This window comes from Acrocarpospora sp. B8E8 (genome assembly GCF_039871605.1).
Taxonomy (GTDB): Bacteria; Actinomycetota; Actinomycetes; order Streptosporangiales; family Streptosporangiaceae; genus Acrocarpospora; species Acrocarpospora macrocephala.
Genome location: NZ_JBDPLV010000054.1, coordinates 61,729 through 84,885, shown reverse-complemented (window position 1 = coordinate 84,885; position 23,157 = coordinate 61,729). Strand labels below are relative to the sequence as shown.

The window sequence follows — 23,157 nt, the reverse complement described above, 5'->3', positions numbered from 1 at the left end:
GCGGACAGGCCGCCACCGTCGGGGTACCGCACAGAAGTGTTGTACTGCTGAAATACGACGATGTAACTCACCTGTAGCGTTACGTGTTTGTACCATCGCCAATTGCTAGCACTTCAAGCTCTGTAGCGCGGCTGTACCGGAATGTCACACAACTGAAACAGAGCGCCATCAGCCCACGACGCAATGTCATTTCATGGAGTGGCATCCTCAGGCAGGGAGAGTACGCGCTGAGTCAGCTGATGCAGGTGCCCGCGGAACCGGGCCAGCTCCTCCGCCGAGTCGGGCCCGACCCGCTCCCCCTCGAGATCCAGGACGCCACCCTGCACGAACCCGTGCACGCACCACACGAGCGTCCACACGCAGTACTCCATGTCGACGCCGGAGTCGACGAACCCGTCGGCCACCGCCTGTTCGAGGACCCGGGTGGCCATGGTGATCAGAGGCTGGGAGAACTGGCGCTCCAGACCGGTGAGGTCGGCCGCGTCGTAGAGCCAGCGGTGGATCCACAGCGCCGGGAATTCGGGGTGCTCGACGCAGAAGTCCAGATACCTGTCCACGATGGTGTGGATCGCGGCCGCCGCCTGGGCCGCGTCGGCGACCACGACACCGGTGATGGCGGGCCCCATGGCCTCGGTCTCGATCCGGTACGCACGTTCGATGACCGCGAGATAGAGGTCGCGCTTGCTCCCAGTGAAACCGACCTTGACCGGGTCGATCCCGAGGGCGTCGGAGATCTGCCTGAGGGTAGTCGAATCGTACCCGAGCGCGGCGAACAGTCTCGTCGCGCCCTGCAGGAGGGTCTCCATCTGCGGCTCCCGGTCGATCATGTTAAATCCAGTCCACCACCCACCGGGTCACGCCACGGCAAAACAGCTCCCATCGGACCATCAACGCCCGGAGCCAGTTATGGAGTCGGAACACCTGGCGGTGCCTTTACCCTCCCGGGCTGGTGGTTGACGTTCTTCCGGTGATTTAGGGGTTCGGCGTCGGTCTTGGGATGCGAAGGGAGATCTTAAGGGCGTTTTGGGGTGTTTCATTTGCTCTGTCATGACTTGGTGGGTAGAGTCCAGTTCGTTACTGAGTGGTGACCTTCCTACGGGAGCCGCTTGGCGCCGAGTCCGGCGGAGCCGTCCAGGCCCTGCCGGAGCCGGGAACCTCCGGTAGGCACGCCCGTGCCCCAGCCTGCTCTTGCCCCTCGCAGGTCCGATCGAACGGGACGCACGCGGCCGCCCCTGTCGTCTCATGAAAGACCCCTTCTTCATGACCCGCATCTCCGATCTGTTCCAGCACTCTGCCCTGCGCGAGTTCGCCGCCACCGTCAAGAACGCCGATCTGCGTGAGCTCATGGCCAAGGTCAAGAACGCCGATCCGCGCGAGCTCGCCGACCGGCTCAAGACCGCCGACCCGCTCAACATCTCCGGCGTGCTGGAAAACCTCGCGCAGCTTCGGGACACCCGCGCCACCGTGGCCATCGCCACCATCGCCGTGCTCACCGTCTCCGCCGTCGGCACCGCCTCCGCCATGTCGACCGCCAACGCCGCCCCCGTCACGGCCTTCAAATCCACCGACATGGCCCAGAACTTCGAGACCACCGCGAAGGCCGCCAAGGCCCTGCACATGGGCAAGACCACCGCGTCCTACTTCTGGGACGACTCCTCCGGCCGCGCCGGGGACACCGGCATGCCCGCCATCGGCAAGCCCATGCAGCGCGGCCTCGCCGCCAGCCCCAGCTGGCCCCTCGGCACCGAGGGCTACGTCACCTACAACGGCAAAACCGTAAAATTCTTCATCGGCGACCGCGGCCCCGGCAAACCCTCCGAGCGCGGCGTCATGCTCGACCTGGACGCCAAGACCTTCGCCGACCTGACCCAGGGCATCTTCGACCCGGCCACCCTGACCGTGAAGAACAACGGCGGCTTCGGCCACATCGACATCACGTACAAGATCACCAAGTGGGGCCCCGGCGTCGGCAAGAAGGGCGCCCCCGTCCCCTTCTCCACCGGCGCCTGGAAGTCCTGACCCCCACCCCACCCGGCGTCCCTTTCGATGTGCGACCACCCACCTGGGACTGCTATCGTTACGGACGCAAGCGCCGCTAGCTCAGTTGGTTAGAGCAGCTGACTCTTAATCAGCGGGTCCGGGGTTCGAGTCCCTGGCGGCGCACCCAGAAGAACCCTGGCTCACATGTTGTGAGCTGGGGTTTCTTTGCTTCTTGATCGACTTTGCGAGTCGAATCGGGTTCCTGCGAGCGTTTTCGATCTTCGGTGTGCTCCGTGTGTGCTCGAGCGTATCGGTGTCGTATTCATGGAGATCGTTGATCGTCACCAGTGTGGTGCAGGCAGGGATGTTAGCGCAATCAGGGCAGTCGGCTGGCCGGGCGGCCCCCTCCTTCGCGTGAGCGAGTACACGACGGAGGCAAAGCCCTCGGTCTTCGTCCATGAAACTTTCGTTGGATGCCTAGCCGATAACATCCGATCTATCGTTCGAGTCCCTTGTCGCTATGCATAGGGATGATGCGACGTAGACATGCCGATGTGCGTTCTAGCTGCGACCATCTCATCTTGAGACATCTAGGCCGACGGGTCGATCCGACACCCAGTCGAGAAACATCGGATGTGACGTCTTGTTTCGACCTGGTTTCGGTGCTATTTCCTTGTCTACTACCCTCGCTGATCGGAGGAATTTGTGTGATCAAGTTCCCGCGCTCCAGACTGGGCATCGCACTGTTAGGTATGGCCGCGATGCTCGCCGGTATGAATGTGCCCACCTCAGCGCAGGCCTTGGCGCTGCCCGCGACCGACGATCTCACGCTGTGGTACAACAGCCCCGCCACTAACTGGGAGACCCAGGCGCTGCCGATCGGCAACGGTCCCCTGGGCGCCAAGTTGTTCGGCGGGGTGGCCTCCGAGCAGATCCAGTTCAACGAGAAGACCCTGTGGACCGGCGGCCCCGGCGCCTCCGGTGGCTACAACCACGGCAACTGGACCTCCCCCCGTCCCGGGGCCATCGACAACATACAGGCGCAGATCGACCAGAGCGGCAGGATCACGCCGCAGACGGTCGCCAACGCGCTCGGTCAGGGCAAGACCAACTTCGGTTCGCACCAGACCTTCGGCGACCTGTTCCTCGACTTCGCCAACCCGCCGTCCAGCACCACGGACTACCGCCGCGAGCTGAGCCTGCGCGAGGCCGTGGCCAGGGTCGGCTACACGGCGGGCGGGGTCGAGTACACCCGCGAGTACTTCGCCAGCAACCCCGGCAACGTGATCGTGGCCCGGATCTCGGCCAACCAGACCGGCCGGGTCTCCTTCACGCTTCGGCACACCTCACCGCGTAGCGACAAGACCGTGACCGCCTCGAACGGCCGGCTCACCATCCGCGGCCAGCTCGCCAACAACGGCCTGCGCTTCGAGGCCCAGGTGCAGGTGGTCAACCAGGGCGGCACCAGGACCGACTCCGGAGACCGTGTCACCGTCTCCGGGGCCAACAGCGTCATGCTGGTGCTCTCGGCGGGCACCAACTACTCCGACGGCTACCCGACCTACCGGGGCACCGACCCGCAGGCCGGGGTCACCTCGCGGGTGACCACGGCGGCGGCCAAGAGCTACGACGAACTGAAGGCCGCGCACCTCGCCGACTACAAGAACCTGTTCGACCGGGTGAAGCTGAACATCGGCCAGACCAACCCGACGGTCCCGACGAACACGCTGCGCGGCAACTACACCGGCGGTTCCTCGACGCAGGACCGCGCGCTGGAGGCGATGTTCTTCGCCTACGGCCGCTACCTGCTGATCTCCTCGTCACGGGAGAACGACATCCTCCCGGCCAACCTGCAGGGCGTGTGGAACAACGTCACCAACCCACCCTGGGACGCCGACTACCACGTCAACATCAACCTCCAGATGAACTACTGGCCGGCCGAGCAAACCAACCTGCGCGAAACGACCCGCCCCTACGACCGCTACATCAGCTCGATGGTGTCCCCCGGACGAGTGACCGCCACCAACATGTACGGAGCCCGCGGCTGGGTGGTCAACAACGAGACCAACCCCTACGGTTTCACCGGCGTGCACAACTGGGCGACCTCGTTCTGGTTCCCCGAGGCCGCCGCCTGGACGACCCAGCACATGTACGACAGCTACCGCTTCAACGGGGATGTGAACTACCTGCGCAACACCGCCTACCCGGCGATCAAGGGCGCGGCCGAGTTCTGGCTCGACTTCCTGCACACCGACCCGCGCGACAACCGGCTCGTGGTCTCCCCCAGCTACTCTCCGGAGAACGGCGACTTCTCCGCCGGGGCCTCCATGTCACAGCAGATCGTCCGTGAGGTGTTCACCAACGCGCTGGCCGCCGCCCGCACGCTCAACGTGGACACCGCCTTCCAGAACGAGGTGAGCGCGGCGCTGACCAGGCTCGACCCGGGCCTGCGCATCGGCCGCTGGGGCCAGCTCCAGGAGTGGAAGACCGACTGGGACTCCCAGACCGACACCCACCGGCACGTCTCCCACCTGTTCGCCCTGCACCCGGGCAACCAGATCCTCCCCGGCACCGCCGAGGCGGCGGCGGCCCGCGTCTCCCTGAACGCGCGCGGCGACGGCGGCACCGGCTGGTCGAAGGCCTGGAAGATCAACTTCTGGGCCCGGCTGCTCGACGGCACCCGCGCCCACAAGCTGCTGAGCGAGCAGCTCAAGACCTCCACGCTGGACAACCTGTGGGACACCCACCCGCCGTTCCAGATCGACGGCAACTTCGGCGCGACCTCCGGTGTCGCCGAGATGCTCGTGCAGAGCCAGCACGACACCGTGCACGTGCTGCCCGCCCTGCCGGCCGCGTGGCCGACCGGCTCGGTGACCGGCCTGCGCGCCCGCGGCGACGTCACCGTGGACACCACCTGGAAGATCGGCGCGGCCGAGACGATCACCCTGCGCACCGGCAAGACCGCCCCGATCAAGGTCAGGACCGCCGCCGCCACCGGCACCTACCAGGTCAAGGACGAGACCGGCGCCACCGTCACCGCCACCCGTACCGGCGACACGCTGAGCTGGAACGCCACCGCAGGGAAGACGTACACGATCACCTTCCCGACCGGCGGCGGCACCGGCGGCCAGACGGTCGAGGGTGAGGCATTCACCTCGCAGTCCGGTGTGCAGCGGGCCGACCATCCAGGCGCCAGCGGCGGAGCTTCGGTGGGCTACATCGAGAACGGTGATTGGGCGGCGTACTCCGGAGTGAACACCGCTGGACTGCGGACCTTCGCTGCCCGGGTTTCCTCCGCCGGGTCCGGTGGGACGATCCAGATTCGGTCGGGGTCGGCCACTGGGACATTGCTGGGGTCGGTCGCGGTGTCGCCCACAGGTGGCTGGGATACCTACGCGACGGTGTCGACAACCTTGAGCGGGTCGACGTCGGGGCCGTTGTATCTGGTCTTCGTGGGTAGCGGCGGCTACCTGTTCGACATCGACACCTTTACTGTCAGCACCGGCAGCCAGACCGTCGAGGGTGAGGCGTTCACCTCGCAGTCGGGTGTGCAGGTCGCCGGTCACCCAGGTGCCAGTGGTGGTAACTCGGTGGGGTTCATCAACAACGGTGACTGGGCGGCGTACTCGGCGGTGGACACCGCGGGGCTGCGGACCTTCAGCGCCCGGGTGTCGTCCGCGGGATCCGGCGGCACGATCCAGGTCAGGTCGGGATCGCCGACAGGAACGTTACTGGGTTCGGTCACCGTGTCACCGACAGGTGGCTGGGACACCTACGCGACGGTGTCTACGACGTTGACCGGGTCGGCCTCCGGGCCTCTGTATCTGACCCTCGTCGGCAGTGGCACCAACTACCTATTCGACATCGACACCTTCACCGTCACGACGTGAGATGACGTCAGTCCATCCCCGGGCGGGTGACCGCCCGGGGATGGACGTCGCCAAGCCCGCCAGTACAGCGATCGCTGACCATGGGCGTAAGAAGTCGATCACGGATTCCTCCGATCACTATGAGGGGCAACCCAAGGAGATAGCACCAAAGCCCAGATAGAACAAGAACTCGGTATCGGACGTCTCGTATTCGTTGATCGGGGCCGATGTGCGCCCGCCGGACGCTACTTATTGTAGTCGAATCATTGTATATTCAAGTATTAGCTGGTCAAAAATCTAGAGCTTTCGAAGTTTTCGACAACAGCCCATCGATGTGTTGGGGTCACATTTCAAATAACATCTCGTAGAAGCAGGGGATACATCGGATGTATTGACTCTGTTCGCTACCTCGATTTGTGAATCTTTCATCGATGCCAACTGTCGACAAACTCGAAACATCCCAGGTCCAAGAGCCGATGGGCTTGCCTGGACGACGCCACCTTTGACGCGGTCCGTTGACCGGATCTTCGGCTGCGTGCTTCGCTCCGACCGGAAACGCGAAGTGCCACAAGGTCCCGCGACGGTGGGCACACCGGGCGAGAAGCCACCCCGGGGCCTCGAAGGCACAACTCTGGCCGACCGTTCGGCCGCTCCCAGTTAATTTCCGGACAAGGAGGCAGGGTCATGCCTGAACATTCACCGTCGAAGGACGGTCCGCTCCCAAGCGCCTCATCTCACGTTCAGAGGAGGATCGTGAAACATGCCCTCCTCGTGGCAACTGCGGCGGCGCTTCTGGTCGGCTTGACGGCCTGGCCGTCCCAGGCGGCGACGCCGGTGGCCAATGGCGTCTACACGCTGGCCAGCGCGTCCAGCGGCAAGTGCGTGACCGTCAGTGGTGCGGGAACCGGCAACGCGGCGGTTCTGACGCAGGTGACGTGCAACGCCGCAGCCGACGAGCAGCAGTTCCGCGCCGTCTCACAGAACGGTGCCTTCGGGCTGGTCAACCTCAACAGCGGCAAGTGCGTTGACGTACCGAACTACTCCACAGCCTCGGGCGTCCAGCTGTGGCAGTGGACCTGCGGGGCCAGCAGCAACCAGACCTGGACGCTTACGCCCTCCAGCACATCCGATCGCTACCTGGTCCGCAGCAACCTCAACGGCCTGTGCGTCAGCAACCAGGGCGGTTCCACCGCAGGCAACAACCCGATCGTCCAGGAGACCTGCTCCGACATCGCCCGCATGCAATGGCGATTCAACCCCGCCTCCGGAACCCCGACCACCACGCCCACGCCGGGCACCGGCTGGCCGGGCACCGCCGACGGGTTCGCCGGGGCTGCGGGCACGACGGGTGGAGCAGGTGGCCAGACCGTGACCGTCACCACGTACGCCGACCTGCTGCGCTATGCCACCGCGAGCCAGCCGTACGTCATCCGGGTCAATGCCACCCTCAACGCCTCACCCAAGGGCAACGAGATCCGGGTCACCTCCAACAAGACCATCGTCGGCGTCGGCAGGAACGGCGCCATCGTCGGCGGCGGCTTCTTCCTGGACGGCGTCTCCAACGTCATCATCAGGAACCTGACGATCCGGGACACCCTGATGCCCGAGGACGACCCGGGCGACGACACCTACGACTACGACGGCATCCAGATGGACGGCGCCCACAACATCTGGATCGACCACAACCACATCACGCGCATGAACGACGGCCTGATCGACAGCCGCGAGGACACCACCAACCTGACCGTGTCCTGGAACATCATCGCCGAGGGCCGCAAAGCCTTCGGCATCGGCTGGACCCCCAATGTCACCGCGCGCATGACCATCCACCACAACTGGCTGCGCAACAACGCCTCCCGCAACCCGTCGACTGACAACGTGGCCTACGCGCACCTGTACAACAACTACCTGCAGAACATCACCGGGTACGGCAACTACGCCCGGGGCGCCACCAAGATGGTCATCGAGAACAGCTATTTCGAGAGCGTGAAGGACCCTTACTACCGCGACGACGCCGCCCAGCTCCGCCAGAGCGGCAGCGTCTGCGTCAGCTGCACCGGTCAGCGCGAGACCGGCGGTTCGGCGTTCACGCCGAGCTCGTTCTATTCGTACACGCTCGACTCGGCGAACAACGTGCCGAACCTGGTACGCAACGGCTCCGGACCGCAGGCCAACATCGGCCTCTGATCAGTCCTGGGCTCGCACTCGCCGGCCACCCATCGCGATCATCTGTTCGATGAGACCGTCGAAGGGGACTTCATGAAGCACACCTAAAGCAGCCAACCTCCCAAGGAGTAAAGCCGTGACCGGCTGAGGGCTGGTCGCGGCTCAACTTGGGGTGTCGGTAAGACTCGCGCCACCAGGTACACGCGATTGCGTCGCCTGCGGTAAGTGTGGGTGCTGTTAACGGGCGTGTCACCGGCCGCCAAAGAGCCCTGAGGCCGCCACCATCCGCCGCTTCAACCTCACCCACCCATGACCCGCGTGCGGGAGCCGGACCGGGGCGCGGCTCCGTACATGTTCGAGACATCATGCGTTCGCCTCCGCAGCCTCATCCGCGGCCAGCCACTTCGCGGATCACCACTTCAGCGCAGACCGGGCCAACGGGACGGAGAAGGCGCGGATCAGCACGAAGAACAGAGGAGCAACATGACGCAAGATCAGAATAAGCTCGACAGCAGCGAGCGACGACTGCTGAGCCGGAGAAACGTCCTGGTGACGATGGGGGCCCTGCCGGTCCTGACGGCCACCGCCTCGGTCATCGGGGCGTCGGAAGCTGCGGCCGCGACGGCGGTCATCAATCCGTCGGTGCAGCGGCAGACGATCCGAGGCTTCGGCGGCATGACCCACACGGCCTGGATCGGCGACCTGACAGCCGCTCAGCGGGACACGGCCTTCGGCACCAGCGAGGGTCGGCTGGGATTTTCCGTGCTGAGGATCCCCGTCCCCGAGAACCAGGCGAACTGGAGCCGTGATCTGGCCACGGCCAGGCGCGCGATCGAACTCGGGGCGACCGTCATCGCGTCGCCGTGGAATCCCCCGGCCAGCATGGTCGAGACCTTCGTCCGTGGCAGTCAGACCAACGCGAAACGCCTCAGGTACGACATGTACGGCGCCTACGCCCAGCACCTGAACAACTTCATCACGCACATGCGGAACAACGGGGTGAACCTGTACGGCATATCGGTGCAGAACGAGCCCGATTACGCGCATGACTGGACATGGTGGACTCCCGCCGAAATGGTCCGGTTCCTGCGGGAGAACGCCAGCTCGATCGGCACCAGGGTCATCGCGCCCGAATCCTTCCAGTACCTGAAGAACATCTCCGACCCGATCCTCAACGACTCCGTGGCGCTCGCCAACGTGGACATCATCGGGGCTCACCTCTACGGCACGTCGTACGCGAACTTCCCCTATCCCCTCTTCAAGCAAAGGGGGGCGGGCAAAGAGCTCTGGATGACCGAGGTCTACTACCCCAACAGCAGCGATTCGGCGGACCTCTGGCCCCAGGCGCTCGACGTGGGGGAGCACATCCACCGCGCCATGGTGGACGCCGAGTTCCAGGCGTACATCTGGTGGTACATCCGGCGCAGCTACGGCCCCATGCGGGAGGACGGCCAGATCAGCAAGCGCGGCGCTGTCATGGCGCAGTTCGCGAGGTTCGTCCGCCCCGGATATGTGCGGGTCGACGCGACGGCGAACCCGGCGTCGAATGTCTACGTCTCGGCGTATCGAGGCGGTAGCAACACGGTCGTCATCGTCGCCATCAACAAGGGGACCTCCGCGGTGAGCCAGCAGTTCACCCTGGCGAACAGCACCGCATCCAGTGTCTCGTCCTGGCTGACCGACGCGAGCAGGAACGTCGCACCCCAGGGAACGACCAGCATGTCGAACGGCTCCATCACCGTCACCCTTCCCGCTCGAAGCATGACGACCATCGTGACCGGCGTGAATAGCAGCCCTTCACCCATCCCGACGCCCACGCCGACGCCCACCCCGTCACCCAGCGGCAGCACCGGGCCGTGCCGGGTCGCCTACACGATGAACTCCTGGAACAACGGCTTCACCGCCAACATCAGCATCACCAACACCGGGACCTCGACGATCAACGGCTGGACGCTGGTCTTCACCCTGCCCTCCGGCCAGTCCATCACCTCAGGCTGGAACGCCACCTACACGCCCTCCAGCGGCCAAGTAAGCGCCCGCAACGTCGGCCACAACAGCACGCTCGCCCCCGGGGCCACCATCGACATCGGCTTCCAGGCCACCCACACCGGCAACACCGCCGAACCGACCGCCTTCACCCTCAACGGCATCCCCTGCACCGTCGTCTGACCGGCACACGTGAAGCAACCCGAAGCCCGACCGGCGAAGGGAAGGTGGGGCCCCTCCGACGAGGGGGGGTCACATCCCGAAGTGTCAGTTCTTGGGTCCGGCTGGTGGCCGGGCATGATGATGAGGAGAATACAGATGAGTCTGCCCTGGCGAGCGCGGTCACCGCGCCCCTTCGCCGTCACGATCGCGGCGCCGCCCCGGCGGGCCTCGCGCCGCGGCCTCGTGATCGGCGCCATCTCGGTCCTGCTGGCCGGAGCCGGCCTGCTGACCACACAGCCCGCCCAGGCCGCCGTCGCCTGCCGGGTCGACTACACCATCAGTTCGAGCTGGTCGGGTGGCTTCAACGCCAGCGTCACCATCAACAACCTCGGTGACGCGGTCAACGGCTGGCGGCTGACCTGGTCCTTCGGCGCCGGACAGCAGATCACCCAGATCTGGAACGCCACCCAGACCCAGTCCGGCTCGGCGGTGACCGCCACCAACGTCTCCTACAACGCCTCCATCCCCTCCGGCGGCAGCACCAACTTCGGGTTCACGGGCTCATGGAACGGCAGCAACCCGGTGCCCACGTCATTCGCCCTGAATGGCGTGACCTGCGGCAACCCCGGCACCCCCACGCCCAACCCCACGCCGACCCCCACCCCGACACTGACTCCCACCCCGACGCCGACGCCGACCGGCACGTGCGCTCTTCCGTCGACGTACCGCTGGACCTCGACGGGCCCGCTGGCGACCCCGAAGTCGGGGTGGGTCTCGCTCAAGGACTTCACCATCGCCCCCTACAACGGCAGGCATCTCGTCTACGCGACCACGCACGACACGGGAACGCGGTGGGGTTCGATGAACTTCGGCCTCTTCACCAACTGGTCCGACATGGCCTCGGCCAGCCAGAACACGATGTCTGTCTCCACTGTCGCGCCCACGCTCTTCTACTTCGCCCCGAGGAACATCTGGGTACTCGCCTACCAGTGGGGTGCGACCGCTTTCTCCTACCGGACCTCCAGCGACCCCACCAACCCCAATGGCTGGTCAGCGCAGCAGGCACTCTTCTCCGGAAGCATCACCGGCTCCTCAACAGGACCCATCGACCAGACACTCATCGGTGACAGCACGAACATGTACCTGTTCTTCGCCGGGGACAACGGCAAGATCTACCGGGCCAGCATGCCCATCGGGAATTTCCCGGGCAGTTTCGGCACGACATCAACGGTGATCATGAGCGACACGGCGCACAGTCTGTTCGAAGCCGTTCAGGTCTACAAGATCCAGGGCCAGAACCGATACCTTATGCTCGTGGAGGCGATCGGCTCGCAGGGTCGCTACTTCCGCTCGTTCACGGCCACCAGTCTGGGCGGTTCGTGGACACCGCAGGCCGCAACCTCGAGCAATCCCTTCGCCGGCAAGGTCAACAGCGGCGCCACCTGGACCGACGACATCAGCCACGGCGAGCTGGTTCGCAGCAACCCCGATCAGACCATGACCGTTGATCCCTGCAATCTGCGGTTGCTTTACCAGGGACGTAGCCCCAGCTCCGGCGGCGACTACGGCCTCCTGCCCTACCGGCCGGGCCTGCTGACACTGCAGCGCTGATGGCGTGACGCGGGTCCAGCTCGGGTGTTCCTGACGTTCACGGCAAAGGCGGCGTATGCCGAATCGGGTGAGCGTTATCACAGCACACGATCAGGACCGCGTGGCGCTGGAGCGGCGGGCTCGGTGCAAGGCCGAGCCCGCCCGGGTCGGGCCCTGGTTGAGGTTCGGCTGAGCGGAAGGCTCGAACTCCTTGGCGAGTTCCTCCAGCGACCGTCCCGCACCCTCCAGCTCCACTATCTGTCGGCAGCGTGCTGATCGACATTGCCACCGGCAGGCCGGTCGATCTGCTGGACAGCCGCTCCGGCCAGGCATTGGCCACCTGGCTGGCCGATCACCCCGGCGTGCAGGTCATCTGCCGGGACCGGGCCGGATGCTACGCCAACCCTTGGGAATTGCATCAGATGGGCGAAAACTGCAGGTCGCCTGCTGAACGCGGCCTCCGAATAGCGGCGGCGGTGACATCGTTCATGCCATTTGACCTGAACTGCTTGCGGCTGGCTCCCATCAGATGCAGGATCCGACCCTCTGATAGGTGAGCTTGGTGGGGCGGAAGGGGCGGTATGCGACGGTCGGACCTGGCTGGGGCCGCGCATCTGGAGCTCGTCTCGGGTGTGGTCCAGCTCCGTCCCGAGGACGCGATGTTCGAGGCGATGCTGCGTGGCTGGCGGGCGTAGTCGTAGAAGCCGTAAGTCGGCGGACCGGCCAAGTGGTTGAAGACGCGGGTCAGTCTGATCCGGTCGCCGGCCTGCATGCCGGCCCGGTAGCTCTCGGCGGGCACGTCGACGCTGACCTGCTCGCCTTGATCCCGCCCGGTCTCCAGCAGGACATCCACGCTGGCGCAGGTCACCGTTCGGGGCGGGTTGTTGGGACCGGGGCGCTGATTGATAGCCGGGCACTCGTACGGCCTAGTGGTCAGCACCGTCGCCTCAGAATGGGTGACCACTCGCGCGGGCTCGGGGTTCGCGGTGCCGGGGGCCAGCTGGTCCGCCTGCCCATGCCAGAGCAGCACCATGCCGACCACGGTCGCCAGCGCGAGCGGTGCGAGCACCAGAGCGAGCACGATCAGCGTGCGGCGACTGGCGGGGTTGGGGCCGCGTACACCGCCAGGCACGTGCTGTTCCGAGAGGACCGCTAACCCCATGAAGAAGGACATTCACCCCGACTACCGACCGGTGGTCTTTCGGGATCCGAGCGCGGACTTCGCCTTCCTCACCCGCTCGACCATCACCAGCGACAAGCAGATCGAATGGGAGGACGGCAACACCTACCCGCTGGTGGACGTGGACGTCTCCGCCGCCAGCCACCCCTTCTACACCGGCAAGACCCGTGTGCTGGACACCGCCGGCCGGGTGGAGCGGTTCAAGCAGCGCTACGGGAGGCCGTGATGTCGGCGCACTGCCAGCTCACCGGTACCAAACCGGTGTTCGGCAACAACGTCTCCCACTCCCATCGGCGCACCCGCCGCCGGTGGAATCCCAACATCCAGCACCGGCGCTACTGGCTGGAAAGCGAAGGCCGCTTCGTCCGGCTGACACTCACCGCCCGCGCGATCAAAACCGTCGACAAGATCGGCGTCGAAGCGGCCGTGGCCCGCATCCGGGACTGCACGCCGAGGCACGGTCGGCGCTTGTCGGCCGCCTGCTCGCCGAGCACCCCGGTTCCGTCGCCGTCCATCACGACCTGCGTGACGTCACCACGGGCCGGGTGGAACGCGTCGTCCGCGACTCCACCGGCGTACTGGACCGTGAACAGATCCGGCTCGCGCACGGATGCGTCACCTGCACCGTCCGCGAGGACCTCATCCCCGAACTGCTTTCCAGGGCCGCGACCGCGCCGCTGCTGATCGCCGAACTGTGGGACTCGGTCGAGCCGCGCACCGTCGCCGAGGCACTCGCCCGGCAGATCGAGTACGCCACCGCGATCATCGTGTCCGGCATCGACGACGAGGACGTAGAACTGGCCCTGGCCGTACTCGAACACCTTGCCCCGGCCAGCCCCGCCGGTGTCCTCGCGTTGCCGGAGGTGACCGGCGCGGCGGTCGACGTGGAGATGCTGGCCGCCCGGGTCGACCCGGCCACCGCGCAACTCCCTTGCGATGCCCGGACCGGCGATGTCGTCACCGTCGTCTGGCACCGGTTGCGACCTCTGCACCCCCAGCGGCTGTCGAGAGCTCCCACCCCAGCCGCTACATCCCACACCCCGACCTCGGCTGACAACGCGCGCGGACGGCTATGGACGCCGACCGGCGGCTCGGAATCGGCGGAACACCATGCCGGTGGTGATGGCGGCCGCCGCGCCCAGCAGCGCGAGTACGGCGGGGATGAGGGTCTCCGTCCAGGGCCACGCGCGGCCGGTCAGCTCGACGTCCAGCAGCGGGTACTCCAGCGTCTTGGCGGCGAACCGGGCGGTCTGCACGTCGTACGTGCGGGCGATGTCGCGCAGCACCGGATCGAAGGCGAACTCCTCGGTGGTGTGGAGGTATTCGGGCCGCAGGCCCGCGGCGCCCGGCACCTGGAGCCTGAAGGCGTCCAGGCCGGGCACGAGCAGCCGATCGAGGTCGGCGGCGGCCGACGCGACCGTCGAGCGGGGCACGAACGTCAGGCCATGCCGGGAGCGGACCGGGCCGTCGCCGACCGCGACGGTCCGCCCGACCATGGACTCCTCGGTGTAGGAGACGAACGTGGCGGCGAGCTCCAGTTCGCCGATACCTTCGGTGAGCCGTACGCCGATGGTCGACGGCCTGCTCTGGTAGGAGGAGTTGAGGGCCACGACCACGTCTGATGCCGCCCAGTCGGACACGGGGATCCGCGCGGAGACGCCGGGCGAATAGTGGCGCCAGTGGACGGCCTGGGCCGCCTCGCGGGCCGTGTCCATGTCGACCAGCCGTTCCACGATCCTGAGGGCGCCGTCGGTGCCGGACAGCACGCCCGCCGTGGTGATCACATTGCCGTCGTCCACATATCGCTCGCCACTGATCCAGTTGACGTCGCGGAAGTCGTCGCGCAGGCCGGCCAGCCGGGTCCAGTGCGAGGTCGCGGGCCTGCCGTCCAGCAGCCCGGTCGCGGCGAGCGTGCGCGCCCCGGCGCAGACGCTGACGGTCAGCGTGCCGGCGGCCGACTGCCGCCGCAGCCAGGCGTTGATGGAGTCGAACTCGGCGGGCGCGGGTGGCTGCAGCGCTGGAATCACCACGGCGTCGAGCTTGTCCCGCCGCTCGCCCAGCAGCCGCCCCAGTTCGTCGAAGGTGAGGTCGGGCACGATGTCGAGGCCACCGGTCAGGGGCACCAGCCGGGAGCCGGCCGACACGACGTAGGTGTTGAACCTGCCGGTGCCCGCCAGCACCTCATACGGGCCGAGCAGGTCGGCCACGTTGGTGCCGCTGCCGCCGACCAGGAGAGCCACCGTGGGCTTGGCCGGATCGTGGACCTTCGCCGCGGGCTGAACCGAGACCACGTCCGCGCGCGCCCGGTACAGGTCGCCGAACCTGCCGACGGTGTTGACCGCCGACACCCCGGCCGGGACCAGCAGCGCGACCAGCACCACGGCCGCCCTCCTGACCCACACGCGGATCTTGCCGGTGCCCGCCTCATGAACTGTCATCGCCAGGCTCCTATCGAAGAACGTGATGTCCCTGGCCGGCCGACGCCAGTTCAGCGCTTCGGTCAGGCCCCGGCAAGCGGCCGCCGCACGGTTGTCCGAAAGGGTGGGGTTCATGTCCGATGTGGGCGCTAGCGACCGTTGAGCATGGCGACCGGGCCGTACCGGGCATGGGGTGCTCCCACGGCGAACGCCCAGTACCGGTCGCCGTACGACCAGTGCCACCACTCCGTGGGATAGTTCACGAACCCCGTCGCCGTCATGGCGACGATCAGGATCTGCCGGTTGCGCCGCGCCTCCGCCGAGATCCCCGGCGCGTCCGTGTAGCACTCTTCGCCGTGCTCCGGAGGCGTGGCGTTGACCTCCGCGCCCATCGGCAGCTCGGTTCCGTCCACGGTGCAGAGCGTGACGTCGACCGCTCCGCCGGCCACGTGCGGCGCCACCTCGGGCGGTGCGACGTACTTGCCCGCCTCGGCGCGCAGCCGCTCCCGCGTCCAGTCGGGGTGGATGCGCCGCATCCTGGCCTGCCAGTCGGCGAAATAGCGTTCCTGGAGCGCGTACGGGCGGTACCCCTCCACGAGCAGCAGCCGGAGCCCCCGGGGGAGCTGGGTCTGCGCGCCCGTCAGGCGGTCGGCGACGCCGAGCCGGACGTGCGCGTAGGCGCCCGCGGGGTCGGCCAGCCGGGGGTCCACGTGGATGACCTTCTCGCCGCGGAGGTCGATGAGGGGCTCGTCGCACTCCCTCACCGGCATGGCGGCGATGCGCGGGTCGGACAGAAGTACGTGCTGCGCCATGGGGCTCTCCAAGAGGACAGACGAAAGGGTCCGACGCAGCATGGACCGGGGCGCTTCGAATCCGCTGTAATCCGCTTTACAGCGGATTCGATCCGCTCTGCGGCGACAGCTCGTCGTACTCCCTGGAGCCGTGCAGGCGGAAGATCTCCAACGCCTCCGCGGCGGTCCGCTCGGCGGTGGCGACGTCGCCGAGGGCCTCGTGCACCCGGGCCAGGTCGCGGAGGGTGCGGGCGCGGAACAGCGCGGCGCGCAGGCGTTCCCAGCTCCGCAGCGACTCCTCCAGGCAGTCCTTGGCCTGGTAGAGCCGCCCCTCCGCCAGGTGCAGCTCGCCGAGCGTGCGCAGCGTGCAGGCCTCGCCGAAGGAGTCCTGCAGCGTACGCAGGACCGTCAGCGCCTCCTGCAGCGGCTTCCTGGCCTCGTCGAACCTGCCCTGCCGCAGCAGCGCCTTGGCCAGCGCGCGCTCGCAGTACGCCGTCATCATCCGGTCGTCGGCCGTCTGGAAGATGGCCAGCGCCCGCCTGGCGACCTCCTCGGCCCGGGCCGCCTCGCCCCTGGCGCGGTGGTAGAGCGACATGCTGCGCAGCGTCAGGCCCTGGCCGCGGCGCGAACCCGCGGCGGTGAACAGCGCCTGCGCCTCCTCCAGATCGGCCCACGCGCCGGGATAGTCCCCGGTCTCCAGCCGTACGGTGCCGGCCAGCCGCCTGACGTGCCCCAGCGCCGAGGCGTCGTCGAAGTCGGCCAGCAGCTCCCGCGCCCGGTCGAGGAAGTGCAGCGCCTCCGGCAGGTACCCCTGCTCACGGCAGGCGGCGCCGAGTGAGGCCAGCGCGGCGGCCTCGCCGCGGGTGTCCTTGGCCGCGCGGAACATCGACAGCGCCTGGCTGAGGTGGGCCCGCGACTCGGCGAACGAGTCCCGTTCGTAGTGCAGTTGCCCGAGCCCGGCCAGCAGCGTCGCCTCGCCGAGGGCGTTGTCCATGCGGCGGGCGGCCGACAGCGCCGCCTCATGCGTCCGGTGCCAGCTCGCGAAGGGGTCGTCGAAGACGTACTGGTGGCCGCCGAAGGCGGTGCACGACAGCGCGGCGGTCAGTTCGACAGCGAGTTCGTCCAGGTTCATCCCGGCGGCGAGCTCGACGCCGGCGATCAGCGCCTCCTGCTCGCAGCGGAACCAGGCATGCGGATCGGCCACCACCGACCGTGCCACACTGTCGTCCACCGGGCGGGCCAGCCGGTAGGAGGCCGACACCGAGATCAGGTACGGCGGCGTCGATTCGTTGATCCGCTCGACCAGCCAGATCCACCCGCCCAGGACCCTGCTGACGGCGGCGGCGCGCGCCGGCGCGTCGTCCTCCGCCAGGGCACGTTCCCTGGCGAACAGCCGGATGAGGTCGTGGAGCCGGTAGCGGAGCTGCCCGATCGGGTCGTCTCCCTCGACGTCGACGAGAGAGACGTCCACGAGGTGCTCCAGGATGCGTTCGGCCTCGTCCAGGTCCGTTTCCAGGGCGGCGGCGGCCACCCAGGCGGGGAAGGACGGCAGGCCCATGAGGCCGAGGCGGCGCAGCGCCGTCCGCGCCTGGGGCGGCAGCAGCGCGTAGCTCAGGCTGATGCCGGCCCGCACCTGCTGGTCTCCGACGGTCAGCTCGTCCAGCCTGCGCCGCTCGTCGGCCAGCCGGTCGAGCAGCCGCGCGAGCGGCCACTGGCGCCGGCGATGCGGATGGCCAGCGGGAGCCGGCCGCACAGCTTGACGATGGCGGACGCGGCGTCGTGTTCTGCCGCCACCCGGTGCTCACCCGCGATCCGCGCGAACAGGTCGATCGCCGTGCCGGAGGGCAGCACGCCCAGCTCGACGAACGTGGCCCCGGCCAGGCCCACGAGCCGGTTGCGTGAGGTGACGAGGACCGCGCAGCCGGGCGCGCCGGGCCGCAGCGGCCGCACCTGCGCCTCGGCCGCGGCGTCCTCCAAGGCCACCAGCTTGCGCCGGCTCGCCAGCAGCGAGCGGTAGCGGCCGACCCGCTCCTCCAGCGTGGCGGGCGGCCGCGCCATGTCGGGCTCGAGCTCCCGCAGCAGCCGGCCCAGGACCTCTTCCGCACCGGCCGGGGCGTCGCTCGTGCCGCGCAGCTCGACGTGCAGCTGGCCGTCGGGGAAGTGCTCGGCGACCTCGTGGGCCACCCGGAGGGCGAGGGCCGACTTGCCCATGCCGCCGGCACCGGAGATCACGCAGATCGGCATCGCCTCCGGCAGGGTCAGCGTCGCGCGCAGCGTCGCGATCTCCTCCTCCCTGCCGATGAAGTCGGCCGGCGGCGGGGGCAGCTGCCGCAGTCTCCTGCGCCGGGCGGGGGTCAGCAAGGCGGGGTCCGACCGCAGGATCGCCTCATGTGCCTCCCGCAGCTCAGGCCCCGGCTCGATGCCGAGCTCGTCGATCAGCACCTGCCTGCCCTCGCGGTACACGGCCAGGGCGTCCGCCTGCCGGTCCGCCCGGTAGAGGGCCACCATGAGGTCGCGGCGCAGCCGTTCGCGGGCGGGATGGAGGGCCACCAGCTCGGCCAGCTCGTCGAGGAGGCGCTCGCCCTGGCCCAGCGCCAGCTCGGCGGCGATCCGCTCCTCGATGACGGTGACCCTGAGCTCGTCCAGCCGCATGGCCTCGGACCGCAGGAAGGAGTCGGTGATCCCGCCGAGCGCCGGTCCCCGCCAGAGCGCCAGGGCGGCGCGGAGGCTCTCGCGCGCCTCCTCGTGCCGGCCGTCCCGTACGGCCTGCCGCCCCTCATCCACGAGTCGCTCGAAAACCCGCAGGTCGAGCTCGTCCGCCGGCACCTCGGCGAGATAGCCGACGGGGTGCGAGACGATCACGCCGGTCATGCCGGCGCTCTCCAGCGACCGGCGCAGCGACGCGACGTACGTCTGCAGAACGGCTCGCGCGGTGGTGGGCGGGCTCTCGCCCCAGATCGCCTCCATGAGCCGTTCGACCGGCACGATCCGGCGGTGATCGAGCAGCAGCGCGGCGAGCAGCGCGCGCGGCTTGGCTCCGCCGAGCTTCGCCTGCTGTCCCCCGTTCCACGCCTCGACCGGGCCGAGAAGCCGGAACTTCAGTACGCCGACATCCCCGAGGGCAGCGGCGGCGTCCTCGACGGATGGGCGGCCTCGTTCAAGAACTACGGGACCACGTACGGAACGTGGCACACCAGGGGAAGCGGGTACACCCCGCAGCCGGGCGACGCGGTCGTCTTCGACTGGGACCAGAGCGGCGACATCGACCACGTCGGCATCGTCAAGAGCGCCGACGGCTCAACGGTCTACACGATCGAGGGCAACAGCGGCGACAAGATCCAGGCCAAGTCGTACTCCCGGTCGAACGTCGACATCGTCGGCTACAGCGCCCCGGTCAATGGCACGTCCACTCCGGAGGCGCCCCCGGAGGGCCGGGACTCGACGGGTTACTACAACCCCGCCGACGGCACGTTCCACCTGCGCAACACGCATGACGACGGCGCCTCCGACTACGCGTGGGGCACCTCACTCGAGACCGTTCCCGGCGCGGTCGTCCTCATCGGCGACTGGAACGGCGCCTGACGAAGCGACCGAGGAGAAGGCATGGCGACCGGGAGTCGCCATGCCTTCTTGCGTGAAACCGGGGTGGCGGGTCCTGCGTTGGGCTTGCAAGGTGGGCGAAGCGTTGTCAAATGTGGACATCATGGATTTCAACCTCCTCGGCCCGCTCGAGGTCGTGGACGGCGATCGGATCATCCCGATCCGGGTACCGCGCCATCGCGCGGTCCTCGCCGTACTCGCCCTTGAAGGGGGACGCCCCGTCTCCCTCGAGCTGTTGCAGGAGGCGCTGACGGGTGACCGCGAGATCACCACCGGCGTGATCAAGGTCTACGTCAGCGACCTGCGGAAGATCCTGCCAAGGGATCTGATCGAGACCGTCCCGGCCGGATACCGGCTGCGGGTCGAGCCGGACCGGGTCGACGTGTGGCGGTTCCGCGACCTGGCCGACCGCCGGGACGAGGACCCGGTCACCCGCATCCGCACCCTGGAGCAGGCGCTGGAGCTGTGGCGCGGTCCGGCGCTGGCCGACGTGGACTCCGATCACCTGCGGCGGATGGAGGCCGCCGCGCTGGAGGAACAGCGCGCGGCCGTGGAAGAGGAGCTCTGCGACGTCCGGATCGGGCTCGGTCACCACCGCGAGTGCGTCGTCCCGCTCAGAAATCTGGCCCGCAGGTACCCGCTGCGGGAGCACGTCCACCTGCTCCTGATGGTCGCCCTGTACCGCTCCGGCAACCTCGGCGAGGCGCTCTCCCACTACCACCGGGTGCGCCAGGTCCTGGCCGAGGAACTCGGCGCCGAGCCGTCCGCCGAACTGCGCCGAGTGCACGAACGCATGCTCCGCGAGGACCCGGCCCTGGACGCGGAGGAGGTCCGTACCCCCGCGGAGCTTCCCCCTGACGACCGCTCCTTCGTCGGCCGGCGCGAGCTTCTCAGCGGCTTGTCGGCCGCGATCGCCCGCAGCCCCGCGCACGGGCCGCACCCCATCGTCCTGTACGGCCACGCGGGAGTGGGCAAGTCCACGCTCGCCGTACACACGGCTTGGCGGCATCGGGCACGGTTTCCCGGGGGCCAGCTGTTCGCGGATCTGCGCAGGCAGCCGGACGCGGCCGGGACGCTCGCCCGGTTCCTGCGCGCGTTCGGCTACCCAGGCGGTTCGATCCCCGCGACCATGGAGGAGCGGACCGCGGTCTACCGGACGCTCACCGCGGATCGCAGACTCCTCGTCCTGCTCGACAACGCGACCGACGAGGAGCAGGTGCGCCCGCTGATGCCGACCGGCCCGGGCTCACTGGCGATCATCACGAGCCGCTCGGCGCTGGCCGGGCTGGCCGGAACCGAGCCGTTCGAGGTGGACGTCTTCACGGCGGCCGAGTCCCGCGAGCTGCTGGAGCGGATGGCCGGGCGGGCGCGGGCCGACGCCGACGGCGAGGCCACCGCGAGCGTGCTCGACGCCTGCGCCGGGCTGCCCATCGCGGTCCGCGCGGCGGCGGCGCGGCTCGCGGCCAGCCGGGACCGTTCTGCCCGCGGGCTCGCCCGGCGGCTGCGGGACGAGGCCGCCCGCCTGGACGAGTTCCGCGCGGGCGACACCGGGGTCCGGCCGCTGCTCAGCCTGGCCTACGAGGGCCTCGACCCCCGGCCGCAGGCGCTGCTCGCGCGGCTGACCGCGATCACCGCCCCGAGCTTCGCGGCCTGGATCGCGGAACCCCTCGCCGATGGTCCCGCCGCCCTCGAAGTGATCGCCGATTGCGGCCTGCTACAGCGGCTGGCCTGCGACGACGCGGGCCAGGACCGGTTCCGCATGCACGAGCTCACCCAGCTGATGGCCCGCGAACGGCTCCCGCCCTCCGGCGCCGCGCCGGCCCTGTCCCGCCTCGCGCGGGTGGCGCTGGCCCGGGTGCGGGCGGCCGTCCTCCCGCTGACCTCGGAGGGGTTCGGCGCGAGCCCTGTTCCGGAGGCGGTCAGCATGGGCACGACCGAGATCCGTGACTCGATCGAGTGGCTGGACGCCGAACTCGGCTTCCTGACCGCGTTGGTGGCCGACCTGCACGGCCTGCCCGGACACGCGTGGCGGCTCGCGCACGCCCTGACGCCTTTCCTGGAGGTACGCCACCAGCAGGACGAATGGCGGACCGTCAACCGGCACGCGCTCGCCGCCGCACGTGCCGACGGGGACCCGCTCGGTGCGGCGCTGGTCCTGCGCGATCTCGGCGACCAGCAGCGGGCCGAGCGCGACCTCGCGGGCGCGATCGAGACCTACCAGTCGAGCCTCGGGCAACTGATCCGGTACGGCGATGCCATGGAGCGCGCCCGGGTCCTGTTCCGGCTCGGTGTGGCCCGGCTGGACCAGTCCCGGCTCGAGCAGGCGGAGCGCTCGCTCGCCCAGGGACGGGCCGAGTTCCGCGATTGCGGCGACCGGCGCGGCGAGGCCGCCTGCGTGCGTGCGCTCGGCGTCGTCCGGCACCGGGCCGGGGACCAGGAAACCGCGCTCGCCTGCCTCCTCAGCGCGCTGCGTTCGGCCCGCGACCTCGGCGACCGCTACGGCCAGGCCGCCTGCCTGCATGGCCTGGTCTCCGTACGGCTGGCGCGGGGAGAGGTGAGCGCGGCGCGCCAGCATGCGGAGGAGGAGCGGGACCTGGCGGAACGCCGCCTGCGTGACCCGAGATTGACCGCGAACGCGCTACTCAGCATCGCCATGGTCCTGGCGGCCCAGGGTGATCCCGAGGCCGGGGAGCACGCGGGCGAGGCTGCCCGACGCCTGCGCGCCCTGGGAGATCGCTACGGGCACGCGTGGGCGCTCACCACGATCGGCGACATCACCGGCCGAGCGGACGAACTGGACCTGGCCTACTCGATGTTCAGCGAACTCGGCGACTCTTACGGCCTCGCCGAGACTTCACGCAGACTGAAACGATCCTGAACCCCCCTGATCGCACGCTGTCCAGGACGCGGGAACCGCCCGCGCAGAGGAAGGGCAGAGCGATGAAACGCATCCTCCAGCTGCTCGCGACCATCACCCTGACCGTCGGCCTCATGATCGGGGCCGCGGCCGGCGCGCAGGCCGCCACCGGGACGACCACGACCACCGGGGCGGCCACGAGGGGCCTCACGTCCTTCGGGCTCGACTGCGGCCACTGGTACAACGCGACGTGCAACCTCTATTTCAGCCGCAGCCTCACCCGCAAGCTCGCGAAGCTGCCGTCCATCGGCCGGTCGAGCCTCGGAGAGTGCAACAAGCTGTCCGACTGGAAGGCGAAGGCGGCCTGCTTCGGGCTCGTCGTCGTGGCCAGGTCCGTGCAGAAGACGGTGAAAACCGCAGCCCGAACCAACCGGTGTCTGAAGATCCGCTTCCAGAAGGCGGCGCCAGCCGTGATCGTCGGATGGTGGCCCTCGGGCAGCGCAAGGTACTGCAAGAACTGAAGTTCGAGGTGATGGCGTGGCGAAAGGCCACGCCATCA

Annotated in this window: 15 protein-coding genes, 1 tRNA gene and 1 pseudogene; 11 read left to right on the top strand and 6 right to left on the bottom strand. The window is 68.4% G+C overall.

Features of this window, described 5'->3' with window-relative positions; genetic code table 11:
- Nucleotides 1–191: 191 nt before the first annotated feature.
- A complete protein-coding gene (locus tag ABGB08_RS38395; protein WP_347601037.1) occupies nt 192–827 on the bottom strand; it encodes a TetR/AcrR family transcriptional regulator in 636 nt (211 codons plus the stop codon).
- 415 nt (nt 828–1,242) lie between these two features.
- Here ABGB08_RS38395 and ABGB08_RS38390 point away from each other — a divergent pair, with 415 nt between their 5' ends.
- The 6 genes from ABGB08_RS38390 to ABGB08_RS38365 all read left to right on the top strand — a co-directional run bounded on the left by ABGB08_RS38390 (nt 1,243) and on the right by ABGB08_RS38365 (nt 11,774).
- Nucleotides 1,243–2,019, top strand: coding sequence for a hypothetical protein (locus ABGB08_RS38390; RefSeq protein ID WP_347601035.1), 777 nt, complete (start codon nt 1,243–1,245; stop codon nt 2,017–2,019).
- A 70-nt stretch (nt 2,020–2,089) separates the two neighbouring features.
- Nucleotides 2,090–2,163: transfer RNA gene (locus ABGB08_RS38385), tRNA-Lys, on the top strand.
- A gap of 524 nt (nt 2,164–2,687) precedes the next feature.
- Complete coding sequence (locus tag ABGB08_RS38380) at nt 2,688–5,870, top strand: glycoside hydrolase N-terminal domain-containing protein (RefSeq protein WP_347601033.1); 3,183 nt, start codon at nt 2,688–2,690, stop codon at nt 5,868–5,870.
- Between the two features lie 732 nt (nt 5,871–6,602).
- A complete protein-coding gene (locus tag ABGB08_RS38375) occupies nt 6,603–8,036 on the top strand; it encodes an RICIN domain-containing protein (RefSeq protein WP_347601031.1) in 1,434 nt (477 codons plus the stop codon).
- Between the two features lie 462 nt (nt 8,037–8,498).
- Complete coding sequence (locus tag ABGB08_RS38370) at nt 8,499–10,184, top strand: cellulose binding domain-containing protein (RefSeq protein WP_347601029.1); 1,686 nt, start codon at nt 8,499–8,501, stop codon at nt 10,182–10,184.
- A gap of 135 nt (nt 10,185–10,319) precedes the next feature.
- The gene (locus ABGB08_RS38365; RefSeq protein WP_347601027.1) at nt 10,320–11,774 is read left to right on the top strand and encodes a non-reducing end alpha-L-arabinofuranosidase family hydrolase; all 1,455 of its coding nucleotides are present in this window, start codon (nt 10,320–10,322) and stop codon (nt 11,772–11,774) included.
- A 397-nt stretch (nt 11,775–12,171) separates the two neighbouring features.
- Here the strand turns inward: ABGB08_RS38365 and ABGB08_RS38360 are convergent, their stop codons facing one another.
- On the bottom strand, nt 12,172–12,885 hold the full coding sequence (locus ABGB08_RS38360; protein ID WP_347601025.1) for a hypothetical protein: 714 nt from the start codon (nt 12,883–12,885) through the stop codon (nt 12,172–12,174).
- A 28-nt stretch (nt 12,886–12,913) separates the two neighbouring features.
- Here ABGB08_RS38360 and ABGB08_RS38355 point away from each other — a divergent pair, with 28 nt between their 5' ends.
- Both ABGB08_RS38355 and rpmB read left to right on the top strand, forming a co-directional pair.
- A complete protein-coding gene (locus ABGB08_RS38355) occupies nt 12,914–13,159 on the top strand; it encodes a type B 50S ribosomal protein L31 (protein ID WP_347601023.1) in 246 nt (81 codons plus the stop codon).
- Nucleotides 13,159–13,617: a 50S ribosomal protein L28 gene (rpmB, locus tag ABGB08_RS38350; RefSeq protein ID WP_347601021.1), complete on the top strand. Its 459-nt coding sequence runs from the start codon at nt 13,159–13,161 to the stop codon at nt 13,615–13,617. Before ABGB08_RS38355 ends, rpmB begins: the two co-directional genes overlap by 1 nt.
- 386 nt (nt 13,618–14,003) lie before the next feature.
- Here the strand turns inward: rpmB and ABGB08_RS38345 are convergent, their stop codons facing one another.
- The 4 genes from ABGB08_RS38345 to ABGB08_RS38330 all read right to left on the bottom strand — a co-directional run bounded on the left by ABGB08_RS38345 (nt 14,004) and on the right by ABGB08_RS38330 (nt 19,126).
- The gene (locus ABGB08_RS38345) at nt 14,004–15,371 is read right to left on the bottom strand and encodes a DJ-1/PfpI family protein (protein WP_347601019.1); all 1,368 of its coding nucleotides are present in this window, start codon (nt 15,369–15,371) and stop codon (nt 14,004–14,006) included.
- Between the two features lie 128 nt (nt 15,372–15,499).
- Nucleotides 15,500–16,162: a M15 family metallopeptidase gene (locus ABGB08_RS38340; RefSeq protein WP_347601017.1), complete on the bottom strand. Its 663-nt coding sequence runs from the start codon at nt 16,160–16,162 to the stop codon at nt 15,500–15,502.
- A gap of 76 nt (nt 16,163–16,238) precedes the next feature.
- The gene (locus ABGB08_RS38335) at nt 16,239–17,894 is read right to left on the bottom strand and encodes a tetratricopeptide repeat protein (RefSeq protein WP_347601015.1); all 1,656 of its coding nucleotides are present in this window, start codon (nt 17,892–17,894) and stop codon (nt 16,239–16,241) included.
- A complete protein-coding gene (locus ABGB08_RS38330) occupies nt 17,792–19,126 on the bottom strand; it encodes a BTAD domain-containing putative transcriptional regulator (protein WP_347601013.1) in 1,335 nt (444 codons plus the stop codon). Before ABGB08_RS38330 ends, ABGB08_RS38335 begins: the two co-directional genes overlap by 103 nt.
- Nucleotides 19,127–19,135: 9 nt before the next feature.
- Between ABGB08_RS38330 and ABGB08_RS38325 the strand changes: the two are divergent.
- The 3 genes and pseudogenes from ABGB08_RS38325 to ABGB08_RS38315 all read left to right on the top strand — a co-directional run.
- Nucleotides 19,136–19,495 (top strand): annotated as a pseudogene (locus ABGB08_RS38325) (CHAP domain-containing protein); the annotation flags it as partial.
- A gap of 349 nt (nt 19,496–19,844) precedes the next feature.
- Nucleotides 19,845–22,619 (top strand): BTAD domain-containing putative transcriptional regulator, encoded by a 2,775-nt coding sequence (locus ABGB08_RS38320; RefSeq protein WP_347601011.1) that lies wholly within the window; start codon nt 19,845–19,847, stop codon nt 22,617–22,619.
- Nucleotides 22,620–22,681: 62 nt separating this feature from the next.
- Nucleotides 22,682–23,119 carry a hypothetical protein gene (locus tag ABGB08_RS38315; protein WP_347601009.1) on the top strand — a complete coding sequence of 146 codons (438 nt, stop codon included), beginning with the start codon at nt 22,682–22,684 and terminating at the stop codon, nt 23,117–23,119.
- Nucleotides 23,120–23,157 lie beyond the last annotated feature (38 nt).